Here is a 23,459-nt window from a genome sequence, read left to right as displayed (position 1 = left end):
AGTGGTCTCAAAGTAAAAAACGTAGAATGTTACAAACATTAACATATTGCGATCACCCACCCGATTTATTTTGAACGAGACTCTCACGGATGAACAGTTCCTCGCCTATCGCCTCATTAACGAAACACTTATGGTCCATGATGTATTATTTCGTCAGAACCTACATATGGCTGAGCCTTATAATGGGGATCAGTATAACGTTTCTCATGGCACACCTCGTATTTTGGTATCTCGACAGTGAGCAACTCGAGCGCTTTGTGTCGAGTGCCTCGCAAACCTCTCAACAACTGCACAGTAACCTCGTCACGATCTTCACGCATTCTAACAATACATGCAGTGAACAAAATCTGATCACCATGCGTGAAGACCTCTGGCGCGCGCCATTAATAAAAGATGTCGTCCATATTCAAGATGGCCGTATTATTTGTAGCGCTAGCTGGGGAAATCTTGAAGCGGGCCTCGTACTTCCCAAGCCAACGATAGTTTGGCCAGAACGAGGTCTGCAACACTGGCGTGCGGTGAAGGACCCTATTAAGGGCGATATTCAAGTCAACATGGTGTCTGATGGCGCGGTTGCCGTTCTAATCGTTCCTGACAATGCGTATGCGAGCATACCTTCCAATTATCCTAATACTGGGTTCATTTTGAGCACAGAGGATAATCGTTACGTATTCCATGCCTCTGGTCCCATGGCCCCCGAGAACGTGCTGACTCAGTCAGGATCGTCATGGAGACTATTACTCACGCAACAGTGCAACACCTCAAGCAAAGCACTTGAGTGCGTCACGGCTTACAACGCAGCGCCGGGGCTCTTCGGCAAAGGCTTGTGGTTTATCTCCGTCGTCGGGGTGTTATCCTTAGCCATCAGCGCACTGCTACACAGCTCAATATTATTCGTTATTCATCAGAAAAAATCTCTCAAACGCGCACTTCGACGCGCCATCGCAACGCAAGAGATATCAGTGTTATTTCAACCTAAGGTATGCCTGACAAGCGGACGAACCATTGGCATTGAAACGTTGGCGCGATGGCATGATAAGCACTTTGGTCACATATCCCCTGACATCTTCGTTGCCATTGCGGAGAAAAACGGTCTGATGCCACAGCTATCGAGGTTAGTTATTGAAAAAGCGTTGTACCAAGCGTCTAGCCTACTTAAGACTGATTCCAACCTACATCTCAGCATCAATTTATCGATGTCTGATATGTCAGACCCTTCATTACTGTCATTCATTAATGACCATTGCTCTGGCCATCGTATCCCAGCCCACCAGCTTATCTTCGAAATAACCGAGAACTCAGCCTCAGGATTTGAAGGTATTGAATCGTCTGTGGCCCGCTTTACTTCATGTGGCTATCAGATATCGCTCGATGATTTTGGTACCGGCTATGCGAACCTGTCTTGGCTCAGTAAAATCAAAGCCACAGAGATCAAAGTAGACCGTAGCTTTACGCAGATGATCGGAGACCAAGACCCATATAATCGCAATACCCTGAGTGCAATTTTTCAATTACTCAAAGACCTCAACATCAGTACTGTGTTTGAAGGTATCGAGACGCAGGAACAAGCTGAGTATATTTTGAGGCATATTCCCCACGCCACCGGACAAGGTTGGCTGTTTGCCAAAGCCATGCCGATCCAAGAAGTAGCGCGGTTCATCAACACCCCTAATTCATCTATCCAGCACAACGCCGACGCCGCCAGATAAGCGTGGTAAAGTGCTTTGAACGCGCTATAGGCATCGTGCGTTGGTTCTGTTGTATGCTTATAGATCGTTCAAAGCACTACTTGCACAAATAAGAGACTCTATGGCTCGTAAAACCAGTAAACGTATTATTTGGATTGGCATCGCTTGGTGTCTTATTTCCGTGCTCCTAGGCTTAGGCGTCGGCAAGCTGTCTAAAGACCTAAGTTATCAAGCGTTGCACGATGAAACATCGGATCGCCTACTTGCGTCCATTCATCGTGTTCGAGGGGCTTTAAACGCGTTCCATTACTTGCCTTTCTTGCTAACACAAAATGATGACGTCATCCGTCTCGTGGATGAAACGCGCCACACCCAGCAAACAGACCTAATTGAGCAAGTCTCTCGTTATTTAGAACAAACCAACCTTGTCGCGGGTGCGTCCGGTTTGTTTATCGTCAACCAACAAGGAAAAACCGTCGCCTACAGCGATTGGCGTGATAATCAATCTCTTGCAACGAACGAATTTGCCCAACTGCCGTTATTCCAACTCGCCGAGCGCGGTGAAGAAGGTCGCTTCTACGATAACAAGCCGGGCCACCCTGCGTACTACTATTTGTCTGCACCGATTTATCAAAGCACGCATTTTGTCGGAGCCGCAATTGTCCGAATCAACCTTGAAAACCTGCTGCCAGATTCTCCGCAAGATGAGCTATTTGCGATAAGCGATGATTCAGATGAGATTTTCATTGCGTCACCTCAACGCTGGATCGGGGAACATAAAAACGGCATCTCCACACAACAACAAATTCCGCTTAGCAACGGCGTCAATGCCAATATCTGGCAAATCGATCATCAACATTATCTGACTCAGAGTGTTCGCCTAGATGATTTAGGCTGGACCTTTACAACACTGACTTCTGCCCGCGCCAATGAGCGCTACAGTGATATGCTCGCTGCCATCACCATTGCCGTACTTTGGATTCTTGGCGTGTGGATGCTGTACCTTCGTGAGCGCCGCTTGAAGAAGCTCTCACAACAGGAAACACGCGATGTGTTAGCGAGAAACGAAGAACAACAGCGCTCCATTATCAGCAATGCGGAAGTAGGCTTGCTCACGCTCAATGCCAGCGGCCACATTCGTTTTATCAACCCCAAAGCCGCCCAACAGTTCAATCTGACCATTGAGCAGGCCATTGGCCAGCCATTACAAACGCTGCTCCTAGATGTCACACCAAACACCTCTTTGGATGCGGCGCTGAAAGCGTTCGGATCTCCCCAATTTACGCCAATCATTGGTGTCGAAGCGCGAGGCAAACGGCAGCCAGACAGCCATTTCCCTGCGCTAATATCATTGCGTGTGATGACCCATTCGCACCAACATGAGTATTTAGCAACGGTCGTTGACATCAGCCGCCGCAAACAGCTCGAACAAGCCTTGCTTGATGCCAACGAATCACTGGAACATAAAGTTCAGCAACGCACCTTAGCGCTTGAAAATGCCCAAAATGAGCTGATCCAAGCAGGCAAAATGGCAGCATTAGGCCGTATGTCGACGGCCATCGTCCACGAGCTAAACCAGCCATTGACAGCGATGCGGACGTACATTGCCATTAGTCGTCAATTACTCGACGAGCCGGATATGGTGAAAGAAAACCTCTCTCTGCTGGATGACCTAACCCAGCGCATGGCCGTGATTACCTCCCAACTCAAAACGTTTGCCTATAAAAAACCCGAGCAAGTCAGCCCGGTGAGCTTACAAACCGCCATCAACCAAACGACCATACTGCTACGACAACGGTTAGAAACAGACCAGATAGAACTAGACTGCTCCCAAGTAGATGGTGATCATTATGTCCTTGGCGATAATGCACGTGTTGAACAAGTCTTGGTAAACTTAGTCAGCAACGCCTGCGATGCATTGGCGGAGCAATCACAAAAAGTGATTTGTATGCGCAGTGAAATCATCGACAACACGCATATCCGGTTCACCGTAGACGACAATGGCCCAGGCATCCCCGAAGCGCAGCATTCACAATTGTTCGAACCGTTTTATACGACCAAGTCCATGGGCAGTGGCTTAGGTTTAGGGCTTGCGATTGTCGCCGCCATCGTGCGTGATTTAAACGGCACCATCAAGGTTGACCAAAGCCCCTTAGGCGGCGCTCGGTTTGCCATAACGTGGCCCCTAGCTACGTTAGAAACACAGCCATCGCCCTAACGTTTTTTAGCGAGAAAGAGTAACTATGCACACAGCAACACGCGGTACGGTTTTACTGGTCGACGATGACCCAATGATTCGCAAAGCGACCGAAAAGTGGCTACAGATGGCAGGGTTAGAAGTCCTCACCGCAAGCTCCGCCGAAGAAGCACTCCCTCATTTAAACGAAGATTTTCGCGGTATTTTACTGACAGACGTTAAAATGCCCGGCATGACTGGTCTAGAACTGATGGAGATCGCTCACGCTCAAATTCGAGATTTACCGGTCATTTTAGTGACGGGGCATGGCGACATCGATATGGCCATTCAGGCAATGCGGGATGGCGCTTATGATTTTATTGAGAAACCGTTTGTGCCCGAGCGCCTTGTCGAAACCCTCCTGCGCGCCTGTGAAAAACGAAACTTGATGATCGAGAACCTACGTCTGCAAAATGACCTCGCAGTACGTTCCGGTTTGGATGGTAAAATCATTGGTATTTCTCCCGCTATTCAACGCCTCAAGCGCGAACTACTCGCGTCCGCTGAAATCGATACAAACGTGATCATTTATGGTGAAACTGGCAGCGGTAAAGAGCTGGTCGCTCAGTGCTTACATGAGTTCAGTCCGCGCAAACATAAGCGCTTTGTGCCTATTAATTGTGGAGCGATTCCTGAGCATCTCATTGAAAGCGAACTCTTTGGTCACGAAGCAGGCGCATTTACAGGCGCATCAAAGCGACGCATTGGCAAATTTGAACATGCCGACGGTGGCACCTTATTTCTAGACGAAATTGAAAGCACGCCTGCACACCTGCAAATTAAAATTCTGCGCGCCCTCCAAGAAGGACAAATTGAGCGGCTGGGCTCCAACCAGAGTATCGCCGTGGATATTCGAGTGATTGCGGCATCTAAAGCCGATCTTAAGGAAGATGAGAATTTTCGCCAAGATTTGTTCTATCGTTTAAATGTCACACAGCTCTTTTTGCCCCCGCTTCGAGAGCGTTCCGAAGATGTGCCTTTGCTCTTCATGCATTATGTGAATCAGGCGGCCAATGAGCGTGACCGAGACAGTCGACAACTCAGCAACCAAGACGAGAAAATACTGCGCAGCCACCAATGGCCGGGGAACGTTCGCGAACTCAAAAATGTCGCGATTCGCTTTGCACTCGATAATCGAGTCAGCTTGGCAGATCTCGTGAATGGTCAGCAAATTCCTGTTTCGTCGGAAGACGTAGAGCACAAGCCCTTGCCGCTCGCGATTCAAGTGGCGGCATTTGAAGAAGACATCATCAAACGCTCGCTCCAAAGGCATCAAGGCAATATTAAAGCGGTCATGGACGAGCTGGAATTACCGCGGCGAACATTGAATCAAAAAATGACAAAATTCGGTTTAAACCGATCCGATTATTTAGATTAATCAGCGCTTCTTTCTAACATTTAGGCGGTAGGCAATAATTTGCTTATTGCCTAAATGTGACGTGCAGAGACCGATTTTTAGCCGCCTTCCGCCCCAATAAACACTTTTTTTCCCACTTCAACGCAGCGCCGTTCCAAATTGATAGGCCATTTTTTGCTTATCAAATACTAAGCAATAAGCAATTTATTGCTCATTTGGAGAATATCCATTCTTATGAAAAGACAATAATTTCATTTTAAAACAGACACTTATAATTAATTTGAGCAGTTGGCACTGGCTTTGCCTATACTCTTGTACCGAGAGCGAGGAAGCTCTTTCAGGCTCCTCTGAATAAAAACAAAAGAAACAGGAAAATGAAAATGAAGATAAGTAAACGTACGCTAGTCAAAGCAATGAGTGCCGCATTGGTAATGGGCACAGCAGTCGGCTCAGTAGGTCTTGCTCAAGCGGCTGAAAAGCGCTCCTATATCTTAGCAACGGCTTCAACAGGCGGTACTTACTATCCAGTCGGCGTGGCACTCGCAACGCTTGCCAAGGTTAAGCTAGAACCCACACTAGGACTTTCCGTCTCTGCTATTAACTCAGCAGGATCTGGCGAAAACATCAAATTGCTACGTGAAAACGAAGCTCAAATGGCGATCCTACAAGGCTTATACGGCGCTTGGGCGTGGGACGGTTCTGGCAAAATGAAAAATGAAGGGCCACAAAAAAACCTTCGCTCTGTTTCTATGTTGTGGCAAAACGTTGAGCAGTTTGTCGTCAAAGCGGATCACGTCGATTCAGGCACCATCACTGACATGGCTAACTTTGCAGGCAAAAAATTCTCTATCGGTACTAAAAACTCTGGTACAGAAGGCTCAGGTCTAACCCTGCTAAATAACATGGATATGCCAGTTGATGAGTTCGATATGGCATACATGGGCTATGCGGCATCAGCCGATGCACTTCAAAACGGTACGATTGAAGGGATGAACATTCCATCTGGCGTTCCAACCAGTGCTGTTACGCGTGCTTACGCTGCATTGGGTGACGACATTACCATCCTGAACTTCACCGATGAGCAAATCAAACAGGCCAATGGCAAGTTCCAGTTGTGGACGCGCTTCAACATTCCAGCGAACACTTACCCTGGTCAAACAAAAGACATTAACACCATTGCCCAGCCAAACTTCTTAGCTATTCGTGACGATGTATCGGAAGAAGATGTTTATCAGCTAACCAAAACCATCTACGAAAACCTTCCATTCCTAAACGGCATCCACAAAGCAACCAAAGCCATGGCACTTGAAAAAGCCATCGCTGGCTTGCCAGTACCGCTGCACCCAGGTGCTGCACGCTACTACCGTGAAGCAGGGTTGACCATTCCAGCGCATTTAATCACTGAGTAACAATGTCCTGTTGAGAGGGGCTCGACGCCCCTCTCTCTACCCTTGTAAACATCTCCTTGTTCACCCCATGTGAGCCTTTATTTTATAGACAGGTTATTGATTATGTCTGAGTCCACTCAGGTCGCCCATGACCAAGAAATGGAAGCCAAACTGAAAAGTTTGGAACTTGCCCAACGGGAAGAGACCTCCACTACAGGGCGCTTTATATACTGGGCCGGAGTACTGTTCGCCCTTGCGCATATTTATTTCAATACAATTGGTACCATGTCTGAACTTTGGGTTTCAGCCATCCACTTTAGTGGTTTTGCGCTTATCTGTGCGTTGATGGTACCGGGGTTTAAAGCATCGACGTTACAAGGACAAAAATGGGTTCTCGCGTTTGATGTCTTAATTGGCGTCGTCGCCGTCGCCTGTACGATGTATCTCATCCTATTCGAAGATGCTTTGTATGAGCGTGGCGTGAAGTTTATAACCAGCGACTGGATCGTGTCATTTACTGCGATTGCGATCGCGCTGGAACTCGCACGCCGCACCACCGGTTGGTTCATACCGACTCTTATCGTGGTTGCGCTGACTTATGTATTCTGGTGGGGGCCATACATTGATGGCATCTTTGGCTTCGCTGGATTAAGTCTAGAAACAGTGATGTTCCGCTCTTACTTCTCATCCGAAGGGATGTTTGGATCCATTGCACGGATCTCCTGGACCTATGTGTTCATGTTCATTCTTTTTGGCGCTTTCTTGGTTAAATCCGGTGCTGGCGACTTTATTATCGAGCTATCGCGCTGTGCGGCAGGCCGTTTCGTTGGTGGCCCAGGCTTTGTTGCGGTGTTAGGCTCAGGTTTGATGGGATCTGTCTCCGGTTCTTCTGTGGCGAATACCGTTTCAACGGGGGTTATTACTATCCCGATGATGCAAAAAGCAGGCTTTCCCGCTCGTTTCTCTGCGGGGGTAGAAGCTGCTGCATCCACCGGCGGGCAGCTTATGCCTCCTGTTATGGGTGCTGGTGCCTTCATCATGGCATCGTATACGCAGATACCGTATGTTGAAATCATTGCTGTCTCAACACTGCCAGCCCTCCTGTACTTTATGTCAGTCGGTTTCTATGTGCGTGTTGAAGCCATGCGTAGCCATGCTCATGCTGTTGAGCTTGATACGCGCAGCTTCCTAGAAGTATTTAAAGAAGGTTGGCATTTCTTATTGCCGCTGGCCGTGCTTGTCGCGTTGCTTATTTGGGGCTTTACGCCCACGTATGCAGCAGGCATCTCTATTATTGCTGTGGTTGTTTCTTCTTGGTTGTCTAAGAATCCCATGAAGTTCAAGGATGTCCTTGATGCACTGGCTCAAGGCTCGCGCAACATGGCTACCACTGCCATTTTGTTGGTGGCTGTTGGGTTAGTGGTGAATGTGGTGGCTATGACGGGGATCGGTAACACCTTTTCGTTGATGATCGCCGAGTGGTCAAACGGCAGCCTGTTTATCATGTTGGCGCTGGTGGCTTTGGCGTCGTTAATCTTAGGTATGGGTCTGCCTGTTACAGCGGCATACATTGTCTTGGCGACACTGTCCGCTCCTGCTTTGTATAATTTGATTGCTGAATCGCATCTGATCAACATGATTATGGATGGCAATTTACCTGAGCAAGCGAAAGTCATCTTTATGCTGATCGACCCAGAAAAATATGCGTTGCTCTCTGCGCCAATGAGCCAAGCAGATGCAACAGCTTTGGTTGCACAAGTACCTGGGGACTTTAAAAATCAGCTACTAGAGCAAGCCCTTGATCCTGCTGTCGCAAGCGCCGCGTTGCTATCCGCACACATGATCATATTCTGGCTATCTCAGGACTCGAACGTCACACCACCTGTATGTTTAACAGCTTTCGCTGCCGCTGCGATTGCGAAAACACCGCCAATGGCGACAGGCTTCACGGCGTGGAAAATCGCTAAAGGCTTGTACATCATTCCTCTATTGTTGGCATACACCAACTTCATCGGCGGAGACGCTGAAGACGTGCTGCGTATTTTTGTCTTCGCTTTATTTGGCATTTACGCGTTCGTTGGTTTGATGGAAGGCTACTTAGAAGGCCCATTACCGATCTTGCTTCGTTTACTTTCAGGCGTTGCAGCCTTGCTAATGCTTTGGCCACATCACAGTATCTTGCTCGACTCTGCTGGCCTTGTGTTATTCATTCTACTGTTTATCTACAGCCGCAAACGCAAAGTTGTTGCATAGATAAATATCAGCAAAAAGGGAGCCTCGTGGCTCCCTTTTTAATACCTCAATTTACCTTTACTCTTACGATGATGCGTCCACCATAGCGTGATAAATGTCGTCTCGGACATCCCGCAAGATTCCCAATGTCGCCGTCACTGAGAGCTCATAGGGATTAAAGACTTCTTGCTGAGAATGCTTTTGAATGAGCGCTCGGATGCTGGCGTTATCTTGTAAGTATCCCATGTTCCATTGCACATATTCCCGCTTCTCGATGTATTCAAAATGAACAATCTCCACATGGCTGTGCCGTGGATCAGACAAAATCCGGTGGAATGTTTCGTTCACTTTATCACGAGGTCCTTCCAAGCATTGTAAGAAGCAATGCTGGTTAAAACACAATAATCCCGTCACTTGATGGTTTTGGTTATTGCGACGCGCTGTGGCCAAAAGCGACTTGATAGACGAAGGCTGAAATAGCTTGGTTGCGCGGCTCACATACACTAAACGAACTAATGCCATATCTCCCCCCCTGCTCTTAAAGAACGACATCAATATCTTTTTTACTTTACAAAAAACGATTCGCAAATATCGTTGGAGAATGGTGAGAAGTCGTTTCAATCTGTAATCATGGCGCTATCTAAAGTTTCATTATTGTTTTTAAATGCTGAAATACGGCTCGCCCAAGTGCGTCGGTGTTGTAACCTCCTTCAAGAACCGAAATGATGCGTCCGTTACTGTAACGGTCTGCGACATCCACTAGGCGCTCAGTCAACCAGATGATGTCACTTTCTTTCAGTTGCAATTGCCCCAGAGGGTCTTCTGCCAGTCCATCAAAACCCGCTGAAATCATAATCAGCTCTGGCTGAAAGGCTTCTAATCTCGGAAAAAGGTGAGCCTCATAGGCGGCTCTGAAGTCTGCGCCTTTGCTGCCTTTTTCCAACGGCATATGGATAATGTTGTCATGGGATGCCCCTGGATCAGGGTAAGGAAACAACGGGTATTGATAGCTCGATGCATACAGTACTTTAGTGTCCGACTCGAAAATATCTTCCGTACCATTGCCGTGGTGAACATCAAAATCAACGATGGCTACCCGCTGACAGCCATATTCATTCAACGCATGCCGTGCACCAACTGCGATATTATTAAATAAACAAAAGCCCATTGCGCGATCGTATTCTGCATGGTGCCCTGGCGGTCGCACCGCACAAAACGCATGATCCACCTCACCGGTCATAATCAAATCCACCGCTTTGACCACTGAGCCTGCTGCACGAAGTGCGGCATCAAGCGTACTCGGCATCATGATTGTGTCGGAATCGAGTTCGACATGCCCTTCGAGAGGCGCTTTAGCAAAGATTGATGCTACGTACTCAGGATCGTGTGTGGCGTTGAGTTGCTCAAGGGTTGCAAGATCCGCCTCTCGCCAGCGTAAAAAGTCCATCAACTGACCAGAAATAAGCCGGTTCTGAATCGCTTCTAAGCGCTCAGGGGATTCGGGATGATCCGCTCCCAGTCGATGATCTTCGCATACAGGATGTGTTAAATACGCAGTTGTCATGAATGTTCCAAAAATTCGTTAGTCACCCAAATCAAAGGTGTCTGTTTTTGTTATGTCTTCTTCGGCTGTGCAAGGCTACTATGAACAAAGTCCTTATGTCTTATCAAGCCACAATACGTACTCAGCAGCCTATCAGACATTGGTCTAGACTTGCTTAGTACATGATACATTAATGCCTAAAGACCTTTTACAAGCCTGTCAGGGAGACGTCTGCATGCCCAAACACGCGTTACAGCCACTACTTGCCCCATCCTCTGTGCTCGTTTTTACAGGTCATGACCCTCAACACCCTATTTTGCAGGCAACCCTCAAAGCACTGCTCGGCAAAGGTCAACACAAGGCTATCACCTTGTATGGCGCACGCCCGCATCATCCTGAGACGCGCTGCTGTCCATTTCAGCACATCGACGATTTGGATCGACTTAGCGACGCTCCGGATTTGGCTATTTTAGCGGGTGAAAGCAGCCTACCTTTAACTGACGTCATTGAACAATGCGGTAAGTTGGGCATCCCTGCTCTACTGATGTTAACGGGCACTGAAGAAGCCACCAAAGATATCCAAGCCGCCGTGCGCCACCACCAAGTGCGCTTACTCGGCCCCAACAGCTTTGGCGTCTGTCGTCCTAAACTTGGTTTTTCCGCATGGCTGGGTCTAACGCAACCCCAGGCCGGGCGTTTAGCACTGCTGTCGCAGTCGGGAACTGTAGCCAGTGCCTTGGTGGATTGGGCAACCTGGCAGGGTATTGGCTTCTCACAAGTAGTGTCCATGGGAACACCGATTGATGTCATGCCTTCTCAAATTTTAGATTACCTATCTAATGACTTTGAAAGCCAATCGATACTGATGTACTTACAGAGAATTGGTTCAACGACTCGTTTTCTTAGCAGTTTGCGAGCCGCAAGCCGTTCCAAACCCGTTGCGGTGGTCGCCGAGCATAATGTGGGGGCAGATCCACGCGTTTTAGATGCGGCCTTAAGTCGCACTGGTGCAGTACGAGGCCGTCGGTTAAATGACTTGGTTGCAGCCGCCTCCGTCATGACAAACGCTCGTCGTGTCAAAGGCGGCTCGTTACTCATACTCGGTAATGGCGCAGGCCCTGGTGAGCTTGCTGCGCAACGAGCCAACGAGCTCAATGTCAACTTGCTCTCGCCAAGCCCTACCCTGCACGCACAGCTGGAATCCATGATGGCTGGACGTGGTAATGTTGGCAGTGTCACGACCGCATGGGCGAGCAGCAATACGGATTTGTTTGTCGACCTCGCCCGAGTCGCGCTGCAAGATAAAGAATGTGGGGCTGTGTTGCTTATGTTAAGCCCCACCGCCTTAATCAATCTTGAGTCTCTTTATGAGCAAGTCATGCTGCTTCACAAACAACAACGAAAACTGGTCATGGTTTGTCTGCTCGGCGGTGGCAGCATGGTAGCCATGCGCACTCGGATCAATGAAGCTGGAATTCCTACCTTTCGCACCCCAGAATCCGCCATCGAAGGGTTTCAATTCCTAGAGCAGTTTCAACGAAATCAGCTATTGGCAACGCAGGCACCGGACAGCCACGCTTTTCGCTTTAATATTGATGTCGCCACAGCACGGCAACAGCTGCAAGCCTTAATCAAATCAGGGAAAAAGCACCCTAATGCGGAGGACCTTAAAGAGACCTTTGAATTATTTCATTTTCGCCTTACTACCCGTCGTCAGGCACACTTTCTATTACAAGCCCCGATTCGTTTAAGAGCGTTCCAAGACCCGATATTTGGGCCCGCAATCGGTCTTTCTCTGGAGGGCGCTACTCAATGGCATCAAACATCCGAGGCCGTTGGCCTTCCCCCATTGAATACTGTGCTAGCAAAAGATCTTATTCATAGAGCCTTTCCAGGCGTGGAGTCTTACGAGTTAGAAGAACTATTACGCAGCTTCTCTACGATGATTTGTGAACTGCCAGAGTTTAGTCAGCTTGAATTAGCAGATGTGCGTATACATGAAAGCGGTAGCCTCTTTGCGGAGGTCACAGCGACGTTAAAGAGCTGCCCTCGCCTGAAACGTTACCAGCATCTGGCGATCCAGCCATACCCGCGCCAGTGGGTGGAAAATGTTTGTCTACGTAATGGAAACAATATAACCATTCGCCCAATATTGCCCCGTGATTCCTATATGATGGCTGACTTTGTCAAAAGCTTGTCCCATGAAAGTCGCTACTTTCGCTTTATTGCAAACATTTCAGAGCTGACGCCTCGCATGGTGTCATCCTTGTCACACATCGACTATGACAGAGAAATGGCTTTAATTGCGGTAAGCGATACCAAAGGTAAACAAACCATGATGGGGGCGTCACGCTTTAGCGACAACTTTGATGACAATAGCTGCGAATTCGCCGTGGTGATAGGCGACGATTATCAAGGCCAAGGGCTAGCCGCAATGCTTATGCGACGATTGTTTTTAGTGGCCAACGATAAAGGCATTAAAGAAATGAAAGGCACCGTGTTGGCAGAAAATAAACGCATGATCGACTTCTGTCGTGCAATGGGGTTTACCATCAAGCGAGACCCAGATGACATTGGGTTAGTTACCGCTTACTTACGACTGACACCAAAATTCATCGAAGCTGTGAAGAAAAAATTAGACAATGACACCACCTCAACTAACTCGGTCGAGGCGCAAACATAATAATAGCCATGCCCAACATGGCAACACTGACACCGATCAGATCCCATACGCTAGGACGGATTCCCTCGATCCACCATAGCCACAGGATGGCCACAAAAATATATACACCACCATACGCAGCATAGACTCGACCTGCGGCATCGGGGTGTAACGACAATAACCATGCAAAAGCGGCCAAACTGAATGCGGCGGGTAACAACAGCCATGCTGTTTTGTCTTCTCGTAACCATAAATAAGGTAAGTAGCACCCAACAATCTCAGCCAAAGCGGTTATCAGAAATAAACCGACTGTTTTTAACTCAAACATCGCCACTCCCTTAGTACAGGACACTCGCTAATAAAAAAGCCATGTCATTAGACATGGCTTTATACCTTACCAAATACTCGTCACTTGAGATTATCTGGCCCAAATGAAAAGGGTAGAAGCTCATTCAAGAGTAAGGACTTACGTACCCCTTCAGGTGCGCAAATATGAATCTGAGTATGTTCATCAGAAAACTCACGAATTCTCTGACGGCAACCACCGCATGGAGTGACCAGCTCTTTGCCTCGTCCCATCACATAAATTTGACGGATACGATGCTCGCCTCCCATCACCATGGCAGAAATCGCCCCCGCCTCAGCACAAGTGCCTTCAGGGTATGATGCGTTTTCAACATTACACCCAGAAAATACTTGCCCAGAAACAGTCTCAATGACAGCCCCCACTTGGAATTTAGAATACGGCACATAGGCCCTGTTCATAGCACTTTCAGCTCGCTCAAGCCACGTTTGGTGGGACGATGACATTATGCTCGTTCCTTCACGTAAGGCTTACCAATCGCTTTTGGCCCCACCGCTTTGCCAATGAATCCTGCTAGTAGTAGCACCGTCAGTACATATGGCAACACTTCGATGGCTTGCACTGGCACTTCTCCAATGCCTGGTAGCGCAACGCCTTGTAGACGAACTGCCACAGCATCCAAAAAGCCAAATAGCAGACACGCAAACAGCACAGGCACTGGGCGCCATTTACCGAAGATAAGTGCAGCCAACGCCATATAACCTTTACCTGCACTCATGTCTTTCAAGAAGCCCGCATTGTGGGCCGTTGACAAATAAGCGCCTGCAATCCCACACAAGATGCCACATATGATGACAGCACGATAACGCACCAACGCCACCGAAATACCCGCCGTGTCGACCGCATGTGGATTCTCCCCGACCGCACGAAGGCGCAGGCCAAAGCGCGTCTTAAACACAATCCAGTAAGTCGCCGGTACAAACACAAAGGCCATGTACACCAAAATGTTATGCCCGCTAAGCAGCTCGGAGTAAATCAGACCGATGACAGGTACGTCTGCGATCTGTTCTGCGAACGGAAAAACAATTGATGTAAACCGTGCATCCCCTGTTAGCGCTGGCGTCTGACCGCCTTGGCTAAACCAGTCGAGTCCAAGCGTGACGGTCAGACCTGCGACAATCGTATTAATCGCAACCCCCGAGACAATGTGATCACCGCGATGCGTAATACACGCAAAACCGTGAATCAGAGCTAAACCAACCGATGCTAAAATAGCGAACGCCAGACCGATCCACGCCGAACCGAATACCGCCGCTGCTGCGGCTGCCGCGAAGGCACCACCCAGCATTTTGCCTTCTAAGCCAATGTCGACAATCCCTGAACGCTCAGAAAACAAGCCCGCCAACGCGGCAAGAATTAATGGGGTCGATACGCGTAAGGTCGCATCGAGTATCAGTATTAATGTTTCAAACATACCGCGCTCCTATGCTGCCGCTCTGCGTAAAAAGTAGCCTTCAATTTTGCCTTTAAACATATTCTCTAACGCACCTGAAAACAGGATCACCAAACCTTGGATCACGACAACGATTTCAGGGGTGATCGATGGGATTTCAAACGCAAGCTCCGCCCCACCTTGATACAAGGCACCAAACAATATCGCTGCCAGAATAATACCAATGGGGTGGTTGCGCCCCATTAGGGCGACCGCAATCCCCGCAAAGCCATAGCCTGCAGTAAAATTCAGTAGCAAGTTATGATTCACTCCCATGATTTCGTTAACACCCACCAGCCCAGCAAAAGCACCTGAGATCAACATCACCCAAATGGTCACCTTGGCGTTATCAATTCCCGCATATCGGGCAGCCGTCGGGTTTGTGCCAACGGTCCTTAATTGATATCCCCAGCGGGTGTGCCAGACCAACCCCCAATACACCACACAACCTAACAACGCTAAAATAAAAGCTAAGTTTAGTGGCGAATTTCCGATGTCCAACCCAAGCGGTGAAAACACATCATGCAAATACGGTAGCCAAGCACTTTCTTGAAAGGTACGGCTAATCGGAGACATCATCCCCTTTTCTTTTAGCCAATTCACCATCAGATAAACCATCAAAGAGGAAGCGATAAAGTTGAACATGATGGTAGTGATTACAATATGGCTACCGCGGCGAGCCTGAAGGTACGCTGGAATATACGCCCATGCCGCACCAAACACAGCGCCACCAATAATCGCTAACGGCGCAATGATGATTAATGGCATCGAACTGTCTAACCACAAACACAGCAGCCCCACACCGAGACCACCGATGTAAGCCTGCCCCTCACCACCGATATTAAAGAGTCCAGCTTTAAACGCGATGGAAACTGCCAACCCAGTAAAAATCAGGTTGGTGGCATAGTACAAGGTATAACCAATGCCGGCATCGTAACCAAACGCGCCATATACCAAATACCCAGCGGCTTCTAGAGGGTTTTGACCGATAGCCAAAAACACCAATCCTGAAACAAAGAAGGCCAACAATATATTCAACAGAGGGATCAACCCTACATTTACCCAAACAGGGACTTTTGCTTGGCTCATGCCTCTGCCGCTCCTTTTTCTTCATTCCACGCGTTCGCCATCATTAACCCCAACGTTCGCTCATCTGCTTGATCGGCAGGAACTTCACCCACCACAGCCCCATCAAACATCACAATAATTCGATCACTTAACGCCATAATCTCATCCAGCTCCACAGACACCAGTAAGATCGCTTTACCTGCATCACGCAATTTGACAATCTGTTCGTGAATATTTTCAATTGCACCGATGTCTACACCGCGAGTAGGCTGACCTATAAGCAACACTTCTGGGTTTTGCTCCACTTCGCGAGCAATGACTATTTTCTGTTGATTACCACCTGAGAAATTAGCGGTCTTTAAAAAAGGATCTGGCGGACGGACGTCCCAGTCAGTCATTCTTTGCTCACATTCACTCAGCATCGCTTTACGATTCATCAACACTTTGCCGTTATAGACTTCGGAGTTTTGATAACCCAATACAGCAGCTTCATACGCGTCAAAGCCGGTCACTAACCCCATCTTATGTCGATCTTCTGGTACATGCGCCATTTTGAGATCACGCATCTGTGCAGCGTTCTTCGGCGCTGAGGCAGTAATGGTTTGGCCAGCGTATTGAATTTCTCCGGAAGACAAAGGCGCAATACCTGATAAGACATTGAGCAGCTCGCTTTGACCATTGCCGGATACCCCCGCAATGCCCAGTATTTCTCCCGCTTTGAGTTCAAACGATACTTTTTTAAGGCGCTCGACGCCTTGGCTATCGAAAAAGCTTAGATCTTTTGCAGACAATACGGTCCCGGTTGGCTGAGCCGTATCCTTGGTGACTTTAAGACGGACTTTTTTACCGACCATGAGCTCCGCTAGCTCATCTTTATTCGTGGTCGCCGTTTCTCGATGTGCAACCATTTCGCCTTGTCGCATCACAGAAACATTATCCGTCGATGCAAGAATTTCACGTAATTTGTGAGTGATCAGGAGAACCGTGACTCCCTGCTCCTTGAGCGACTTGAGTATGCGGAACAAATGATCCGCCTCTTGAGGTGTCAAGACACCAGTGGGCTCATCCAATATTAGTATTTTTGCACCTCGGTACAGGGCCTTTAGAATCTCGACTCGTTGCTGTAAACCAACGGGAAGATCTTCGACCACCGCATCTACGTCGACATCAAGTCGATATTCGGTTTCGAGGCGTTTTAGTTCTTCTCGAGCCGCTGACAATCCATGTTTAAGGACAGCGCCTCCCTCCGCACCGAGCACGATATTTTCCAGCACAGTAAAGTTTTCCACCAACATAAAGTGTTGATGGACCATGCCTATGCCCACTTTTATCGCGTCCTGCGAGTTACGAATGTCGACTTGCTCACCATCAATCGAGATGGTGCCTGAGTCCGCTTCGTAAAACCCGTAAATGATGCTCATTAGAGTTGATTTACCCGCGCCGTTTTCACCGATGATCCCGTGAATCGAGCCTTTCGGTACTTGCAGGCAAATATCTTTATTTGCTTGCACTGCACCAAATCGCTTTGAAATCCCTTCTAATTCAATCGCATATGGAGGTGTTTGATTGCTCATATACCGTTCTATTTCAGAATTCTAAACAAAAAAAAGCAGCTACCCACCCGTTGGTGAGCAGCTGCTTTACTAACCATTAATAGTTACAAGTACTGTCTGACATGTAGTCATGAACTTTAATGTCACCATTCACAATACTTGCTTTCACTGCTTCCATTTTCGCCTTCATATCAGCAGTGATTAAACCTTTGTTGTAATCATCTAAAGCCCAATCTACACCACCTTCAGAAAGACCCAACACTTCTAGACCTGGCTCCCAATCGCCCGCTTGCGCGTCTTCAAATGCTTTGTAAGCAGCGCGATCAACACGCTTAACCATTGATGTTAGCATCGTGCCAGGCTGGATATGGTTTTGGTTCGAATCCACACCAATCGCCAGTTTACCTTCGTCTTTCGCTGCTTGATAAACACCGATACCCGTACCACCTGCGGCAGCAAACACGACATCAGCTCCTTTGGAGAACTGACTTTTTGCTAATTCTGAACCTTTGGTTGGATCGTTAAACGCGGCGCCCGTTGAACCTGTCATATTTTGGATGACGGTTGCGTTAGGCGTTACGTACTTAACACCTTGCTCATAACCACAGCCAAATTTACGAATCAAAGGAATGTCCATCCCACCAACAAACCCCACCGTATCAGTTTTAGAATTCATCGCGGCTAAAACACCGACAAGGAACGACCCTTGGTGCTCTTTAAAAACAATTGACTGAACGTTTGGTTGATCGATGACGCCATCGATAATACTGAACTGGATGTCTGGAAAATCTTTTGCCACTTTAGACACAGCGGACGCCATGTTAAAACCGACAGCAACAATTGGCGTGTAACCGCGCTGAGCTAAGCGACGAAGGTTTTGCTCGACCTGAGCTTCATTTTTTGGCTCTGATTCACGGACTTGAATGCCAGTATCTTTTGTAAAACGAGTGATACCGTTGTACACACCTTCGTTAAAGGATTTATCAAACTTACCAGCTTGGTCATACACCACGGCTGGTTTGATGTCCGCTGCTTGGGCAGACACGGATGCAATTGCTAGAGCGGTAGCTGACGCAAGAAAGATACCTTTCATTCTTTTTCCTCTTAAATTTTGTCTGGGTAACCTGCTTGAAACAAAAAGCTGGCTAATTGGTCAAAAATAAACTGATTAATGATTGAGCGCAATCCTAGCGTGCACAATTACACTATTATTTTGGCTTATTTAGCTATCGTGCGTAGTTGTTCTGATAAATGTAGACCGATAATTACTATTTCGCTTCATTTAACGATGTTCAGCAATAAACATGCCCAACCTTTACTTTTGACATTTTGCACAGTAAACCGTACTGCGTTGCCCTTGGCGAATCTCAATTAAGACCGAATCACAGACCCGACAAGGCTGATCTGCACGCCCGTAGACTTTCAACTCTTGTTTAAAATAACCCGGCTTTCCATCGCCTCCGATGAAATCTTTTAGCGTCGTCCCGCCTTGGGCGATGGCCGCCTCTAGCACCTCCTTTATCGCTTCAACAAAGGCTGCTAATCGGGCTTTACTGATATTGCCCGCCGCTCGAGTCGGGCGAATCCCCGCCATAAACAAAGCTTCATTTGCATAGATATTACCGACGCCAACAACGATTTTACTGTCCATAATAAATTGTTTGATCGCCTGCTTTCGGCCTTTCGCCTTGCTATGCAAATACTCCACGTTAAAAGCATCTGTCAGTGGCTCTGGCCCTAGATGATTGAGAAGTGGATGACCTGTCCACTCTCCTTCCTGCCACATCATGGCACCGAAACGACGTGGATCGGTATAACGCAGAATCGGCTCATCCGCACCAAAATGGATATCTACATGATCATGAAATAGCGGGGGGATATTCGGTGCAACGAAATACAAACGACCTGACATGCCTAGGTGAATAATCAAAGTGCCAGCGTCTGTGTGTACCCCAATATACTTGCCTCGACGCGTCACTGAACGCACGATTTGGTGAGGCAGTTTTTCAGACACTTCGGCAGGGATCGGCCAACGTAATTGAGGCTGACGAATCTCAATGGCAGAAATGGTTTTATTCAGAATATGCGGCGCAATGCCGTTCTTAGTGGTTTCGACTTCGGGTAGTTCTGGCAAAGTGGATTCCTTAAAAAAATAGGCGACATCAAGTCGCCTATTTCTACTACAGCTATTTGTGAATGCCCAGTGTTTTTCAGCAGTCAGCCTAAACTAGCGGTGCTGTTCATCTAGACTATTCATATTTATCAATCTGTATCATTACAAACATTAGTTTTACTGAAGCCAGCGTTTGTTAGTGCACTACAAGTAATGGCGGTTCCTGATGCACTACCAACCTTAGCCCCTTTGACACGCAATTGAGTTAATTTTGTCAGCGCATTCAAACTGGTTGCCAGCCCTGCCATATCTGTGAAGTCAGAGAAAATGGATTCTCGGGCACGTAAGCGCTCTAGATTTGTATAGTGGCTGGTCGTAAACCCATTGATATCACCATCCTCTAAGTAAAGCTGTTTGAGTTTAGATGGTGTAAAAGCGCCTCCACTTGTGGGAACGTCTAGGTCATAGTCGGCACCCGACACACGCAATTTCAAATACTCAAGGTTTGGCGCCTTGAATGATTCACCGAAATCTGTATCCGTTGCACTACTGTGTATGTATCGAATGTCCAAGCGTTTAAGGTTCGCGCTGTTACCAATCGCATTACCAATCGCTAGAAGATCGCTATCAGTTAAGTTTGTATTAGAAAGCGACAAACGCTGTAACTTGCTAAAATCAATATCGTCAGCCGTGTTGAAGGTGTTAAAAGTAAACGTTGAATTCTCCGAGTCTTTTTCGTTAAACCCGAGCTCTAAACGTCGCACATTAGACAAAGAGTTACTGCTAGCTAGTGTATCAAAGTTTAACGTAGCCCCTGTCTCCTCAATCGCCAAGCGTTGCAAGCTATTCATTCCATCAATGGCGTTGATATCATCTTGGTCGAGCTCTAAACCTCGTAAAATCAAGTAACGAATAGAACTTTTATTTGTGTGATTAGAGATGTATGTATCCAGCTCGAATTTTGTAGGAGTCGTTGACCCAAATTGAGTCAACTCTAACTGGCGCAAGCTAGTCAAACTCGTAATCGGTGCGTAACTACTAAGGTTTAAGTCCCCATTGCTGTCTTGTTGACCGGGGATGCGTAACGCATCTAGCGACGTTAGCGTTTGGATCGGAGAAATATCTGTCAGTGCATTGCCTGCCATATAGATCTTACGAAGGTTTGTAAACTGATTTAGGCCTGCCATGGAAGCGATTTCCATGTCGTTCGCATAGATAATCTGAACCTGCTCAAGGTTATCATACTCTAAACCTTGGAGATGGCTTTTAAGTTTGCTATCCGTAATGGTACTAAAGTCAATAGCCGTACCAGCACTGTCCGATGTTGCATAAGTTTTTGCTTTTGCTTTATCTGTGTACCAGCGAGTAAGCTCTGACGAACTGCAGCTTGGTGTACTATCCGCATCACTTTCACAAACGCTTAAATAATCCGTCTCACTGCTCTCAAGCTTATACTTAGTGTCATCGTCCGCTAATACAAGATAGCCATTATCGAGCGTCCAGCTTGAGCTGTAATAATCATAAGACCCACTGGTCACATATCCCGGACCACCAGACATCTTACTCGTGTCGTAGTCAAAGGTCATAACCGACTTGTCGGAGGCTATAGCAAAGAATGTTTTTCCTGAAACATCTGATGATGCGAAACCGCCCGATACGGTAGAAGAACCACCACCAGAAGAAGAATCACTGCCTGAGTCTGAGCTGTCAGATTCCCCACCACAAGCTGTCAAAAAAACGACCGATGATAAGCCTAGAATTTTTAAAAACTGATGAAAAGTTGGCATAGCTAAATCCCTACAAACACATTAGAGGAGATCATAACTTAGCCTACTTTTTAAACATTTTGTTAACTTTTGAGCTAGAAGCTTACAGATTACACTCATATACCGTTACTTTTAGACACAAAAAAGCCGACACTAGGCCGGCTTTCTCGATTACAAGGAGGCGAAAATTATTTGATTTTCGCTTCTTTGTACATCACGTGCTTACGAACAACAGGATCGTACTTTTTCATCTCCAATTTATCTGGAGTGTTGCGTTTGTTCTTGTCAGTCGTGTAGAAGTGACCAGTACCTGCAGAAGATACCATGCGAATTAGATCGCGAGCGCCTTTAGAAGCCATGATTCAGATTCCTTATACTTTTTCGCCACGAGCACGCATTTCAGTCAAAACTGAATCGATGCCTTTTTTATCGATAATACGCATGCCTTTAGAAGATACACGTAGACGTACGTAGCGGTTTTCACCTTCGACCCAAAAACGGTGCCAATGAAGGTTAGGAAGGAAGCGACGCTTTGTGTGACGCTTTGAGTGAGAAACGTTGTTACCTGTAACAGGACGCTTCCCAGTAACTTGACAGACGCGAGACATAATTAATTACCTTATGCTATCCGAAAATTATTGGAAGTTGATACTTCCTCAGGCGGAGCGTGGGTCACGCGGGAACTTCTTCAGTGAAGAAGACACTGGGGCCACAAAATCCCGTACCGAGGATATAGCGGCGCGAATTCTCCCACATCCCTCTTATAACAGCAACGATTTTGTTAAAAAATTGATCAGTTTCCGCCAGCGCTAGGACGGGCCTCCAGCTTTCTGAACGATGGGTTCACAATGCCTAGCGCAAGTAACATCCCAATAAACATGCGAGTCATGACGTGCATTTCAAGTAATGTATAAAGTTGGAGTAGAACTGCCTTTATCCTAATCTGTCTGTCAAAGCGTGTTAGCCAACTCTGCTTTGATTTTTTGCACCAACTCTTGGTGAATATCAAATCGGCTGCGTTGACGACCGTCATCACACAATGTGTCTGTTTCTTCAACCTCTTTTAAAAACGCTACGGCCCCTTCCCTACATTCGGGAAGAAAGCTGAAATGTACGGCGTCATTTATGTAGGTCAGAGAACTTTTAGGGACAAGCGCTACGAGTGCATCGGTTCTAACCGATACAGGCACTGTTGTGGGCTCCCCAAGATTAATGAACGACAAAGGAATATGGATCTGTTTTAAGCTATGACTATCAAAAGCTTGCGCCACGCTGGGGTCTACTAGTATCGCCATCTTGATTCTTGCATCGCGATTGGACTGCTCAAATAGAGCCTGATCGACATCGCGTAGATCAAAAGCAGGTACATTGACTTTTTGTTGATCAATATAAGCCACACCTGAGGCAAACCAATAACAGTCCGCCATATCTGGATAGCGGTCACAATAACTAACATAGTCCGCTAAATTTGCCCTAGCCCCAGCGATTTCCATCACCGCAGCGCCTCCCAAAGAGAAACCTAACGCACCGATACGGCTAGCATCCACTCGCTCTCGCCAAACATCCTGACTCGTTAGAAAGCTGATAAGCGTGGACAGATCATTTGTGCGCTGCCATATTTTTGGCGTATCTTCTGGTGTTGAGTCCCCAGAAGTCGTCCTTGGATGATTCGGGCCTGCGACAATATACCCAGCTCGTGCCAATGCCGATGCAAGCCATGCCATGCCATGCACCGTCGAACCCGAACCATGGGATAAAACAATCAACGGAAAACGACCGTTTACCATTGGTGCATCACGCAAAGCCGGCGCACCTTCAAACACCTTATTAGCACCCACTTCCGTTGCGACACCACCTTGCCTTGCTGGATACCAAACATCTACCGTTAGCAGCTGTTTACGCATTGGAGAAAATACTTGCAGTGTTTGCACGCCAGCCAGCATTGCCTCTTTTTCTTCGGCATAAAGTGGATTCGCCAACAGCCCCATAATTCCGATAAAAAATAAGAAAACACCATAGGATTTCATGATCAGCTCGCCACCTCTATTCAATTAAGT

19 protein-coding genes are annotated in these 23,459 nt (G+C 47.4%); 6 read left to right on the top strand and 13 right to left on the bottom strand.

The features are described from left to right. Positions 1-182: 182 nt before the first annotated feature. The 5 genes from DN730_RS15075 (at position 183) to DN730_RS15055 (ending at position 8,922) form a co-directional block, all read left to right on the top strand. The gene (locus DN730_RS15075) at positions 183-1,709 is read left to right on the top strand and encodes an EAL domain-containing protein (protein ID WP_158541226.1); all 1,527 of its coding nucleotides are present in this window, start codon (positions 183-185) and stop codon (positions 1,707-1,709) included. 100 nt (positions 1,710-1,809) lie between these two features. Continuing rightward, positions 1,810-3,906 (top strand): sensor histidine kinase, encoded by a 2,097-nt coding sequence (locus DN730_RS15070; protein ID WP_115468975.1) that lies wholly within the window; start codon positions 1,810-1,812, stop codon positions 3,904-3,906. A 25-nt stretch (positions 3,907-3,931) separates the two neighbouring features. Continuing rightward, positions 3,932-5,302, top strand: coding sequence for a sigma-54-dependent transcriptional regulator (locus DN730_RS15065; protein WP_115468974.1), 1,371 nt, complete (start codon positions 3,932-3,934; stop codon positions 5,300-5,302). 359 nt (positions 5,303-5,661) lie between these two features. Then, positions 5,662-6,690, top strand: a complete 1,029-nt coding sequence (locus tag DN730_RS15060) for a TAXI family TRAP transporter solute-binding subunit (RefSeq protein WP_115469063.1) — start codon at positions 5,662-5,664, stop codon at positions 6,688-6,690. 102 nt (positions 6,691-6,792) lie between these two features. Next, on the top strand, positions 6,793-8,922 hold the full coding sequence (locus DN730_RS15055) for a TRAP transporter permease (protein ID WP_115468973.1): 2,130 nt from the start codon (positions 6,793-6,795) through the stop codon (positions 8,920-8,922). 63 nt (positions 8,923-8,985) lie between these two features. Here the strand turns inward: DN730_RS15055 and DN730_RS15050 are convergent, their stop codons facing one another. Together DN730_RS15050 and DN730_RS15045 are read right to left on the bottom strand one after the other, a co-directional pair. After that, complete coding sequence (locus tag DN730_RS15050; RefSeq protein WP_158541225.1) at positions 8,986-9,423, bottom strand: BLUF domain-containing protein; 438 nt, start codon at positions 9,421-9,423, stop codon at positions 8,986-8,988. A gap of 118 nt (positions 9,424-9,541) precedes the next feature. Beyond that, on the bottom strand, positions 9,542-10,465 hold the full coding sequence (locus tag DN730_RS15045) for a histone deacetylase family protein (RefSeq protein WP_115468971.1): 924 nt from the start codon (positions 10,463-10,465) through the stop codon (positions 9,542-9,544). Between the two features lie 214 nt (positions 10,466-10,679). On the opposite strand from DN730_RS15045, the gene DN730_RS15040 reads away from it, so the two are divergent. After that, complete coding sequence (locus tag DN730_RS15040) at positions 10,680-13,127, top strand: bifunctional acetate--CoA ligase family protein/GNAT family N-acetyltransferase (RefSeq protein ID WP_115468970.1); 2,448 nt, start codon at positions 10,680-10,682, stop codon at positions 13,125-13,127. On the opposite strand, the gene DN730_RS15035 is transcribed toward DN730_RS15040, so the two are convergent. The 11 genes from DN730_RS15035 to DN730_RS14985 form a co-directional block, all read right to left on the bottom strand. Further along, complete coding sequence (locus DN730_RS15035; protein WP_115468969.1) at positions 13,102-13,434, bottom strand: YnfA family protein; 333 nt, start codon at positions 13,432-13,434, stop codon at positions 13,102-13,104. The genes DN730_RS15040 and DN730_RS15035 overlap by 26 nt on opposite strands. Positions 13,435-13,514: 80 nt before the next feature. Continuing rightward, complete coding sequence (gene cdd, locus DN730_RS15030) at positions 13,515-13,916, bottom strand: cytidine deaminase (RefSeq protein WP_115468968.1); 402 nt, start codon at positions 13,914-13,916, stop codon at positions 13,515-13,517. Further along, positions 13,916-14,884 carry an ABC transporter permease gene (locus tag DN730_RS15025; RefSeq protein ID WP_115468967.1) on the bottom strand — a complete coding sequence of 323 codons (969 nt, stop codon included), beginning with the start codon at positions 14,882-14,884 and terminating at the stop codon, positions 13,916-13,918. The genes cdd and DN730_RS15025 overlap by 1 nt, the downstream gene beginning before the upstream one ends. Positions 14,885-14,893: 9 nt before the next feature. Continuing rightward, positions 14,894-15,991, bottom strand: a complete 1,098-nt coding sequence (locus DN730_RS15020) for an ABC transporter permease (RefSeq protein ID WP_115468966.1) — start codon at positions 15,989-15,991, stop codon at positions 14,894-14,896. Next, on the bottom strand, positions 15,988-17,544 hold the full coding sequence (locus tag DN730_RS15015; protein ID WP_115468965.1) for an ABC transporter ATP-binding protein: 1,557 nt from the start codon (positions 17,542-17,544) through the stop codon (positions 15,988-15,990). Before DN730_RS15015 ends, DN730_RS15020 begins: the two co-directional genes overlap by 4 nt. Before the next feature lie 76 nt (positions 17,545-17,620). After that, positions 17,621-18,616, bottom strand: a complete 996-nt coding sequence (locus tag DN730_RS15010; protein WP_115468964.1) for a BMP family lipoprotein — start codon at positions 18,614-18,616, stop codon at positions 17,621-17,623. A 222-nt stretch (positions 18,617-18,838) separates the two neighbouring features. After that, the gene (mutM, locus tag DN730_RS15005; protein ID WP_115468963.1) at positions 18,839-19,657 is read right to left on the bottom strand and encodes a bifunctional DNA-formamidopyrimidine glycosylase/DNA-(apurinic or apyrimidinic site) lyase; all 819 of its coding nucleotides are present in this window, start codon (positions 19,655-19,657) and stop codon (positions 18,839-18,841) included. A gap of 128 nt (positions 19,658-19,785) precedes the next feature. Beyond that, on the bottom strand, positions 19,786-21,423 hold the full coding sequence (locus tag DN730_RS15000; RefSeq protein ID WP_115468962.1) for a leucine-rich repeat domain-containing protein: 1,638 nt from the start codon (positions 21,421-21,423) through the stop codon (positions 19,786-19,788). A gap of 167 nt (positions 21,424-21,590) precedes the next feature. Next, positions 21,591-21,761 (bottom strand): 50S ribosomal protein L33, encoded by a 171-nt coding sequence (gene rpmG / locus DN730_RS14995; RefSeq protein ID WP_111637483.1) that lies wholly within the window; start codon positions 21,759-21,761, stop codon positions 21,591-21,593. A 12-nt stretch (positions 21,762-21,773) separates the two neighbouring features. Continuing rightward, entirely contained in the window at positions 21,774-22,010 is a 237-nt protein-coding gene (rpmB, locus tag DN730_RS14990) for a 50S ribosomal protein L28 (RefSeq protein ID WP_067033002.1), read from the bottom strand. A 342-nt stretch (positions 22,011-22,352) separates the two neighbouring features. Continuing rightward, positions 22,353-23,429, bottom strand: a complete 1,077-nt coding sequence (locus DN730_RS14985) for an alpha/beta hydrolase family protein (RefSeq protein WP_115468961.1) — start codon at positions 23,427-23,429, stop codon at positions 22,353-22,355. Positions 23,430-23,459 lie beyond the last annotated feature (30 nt).

This window comes from Marinomonas piezotolerans (assembly GCF_003362755.1).
In the GTDB taxonomy this organism is placed as follows: Bacteria; Pseudomonadota; Gammaproteobacteria; order Pseudomonadales; family Marinomonadaceae; genus Marinomonas; species Marinomonas piezotolerans.
The sequence above is the reverse complement of the archived record's forward strand: the minus strand, read 5'-3'. Positions and strand labels throughout refer to the sequence as shown.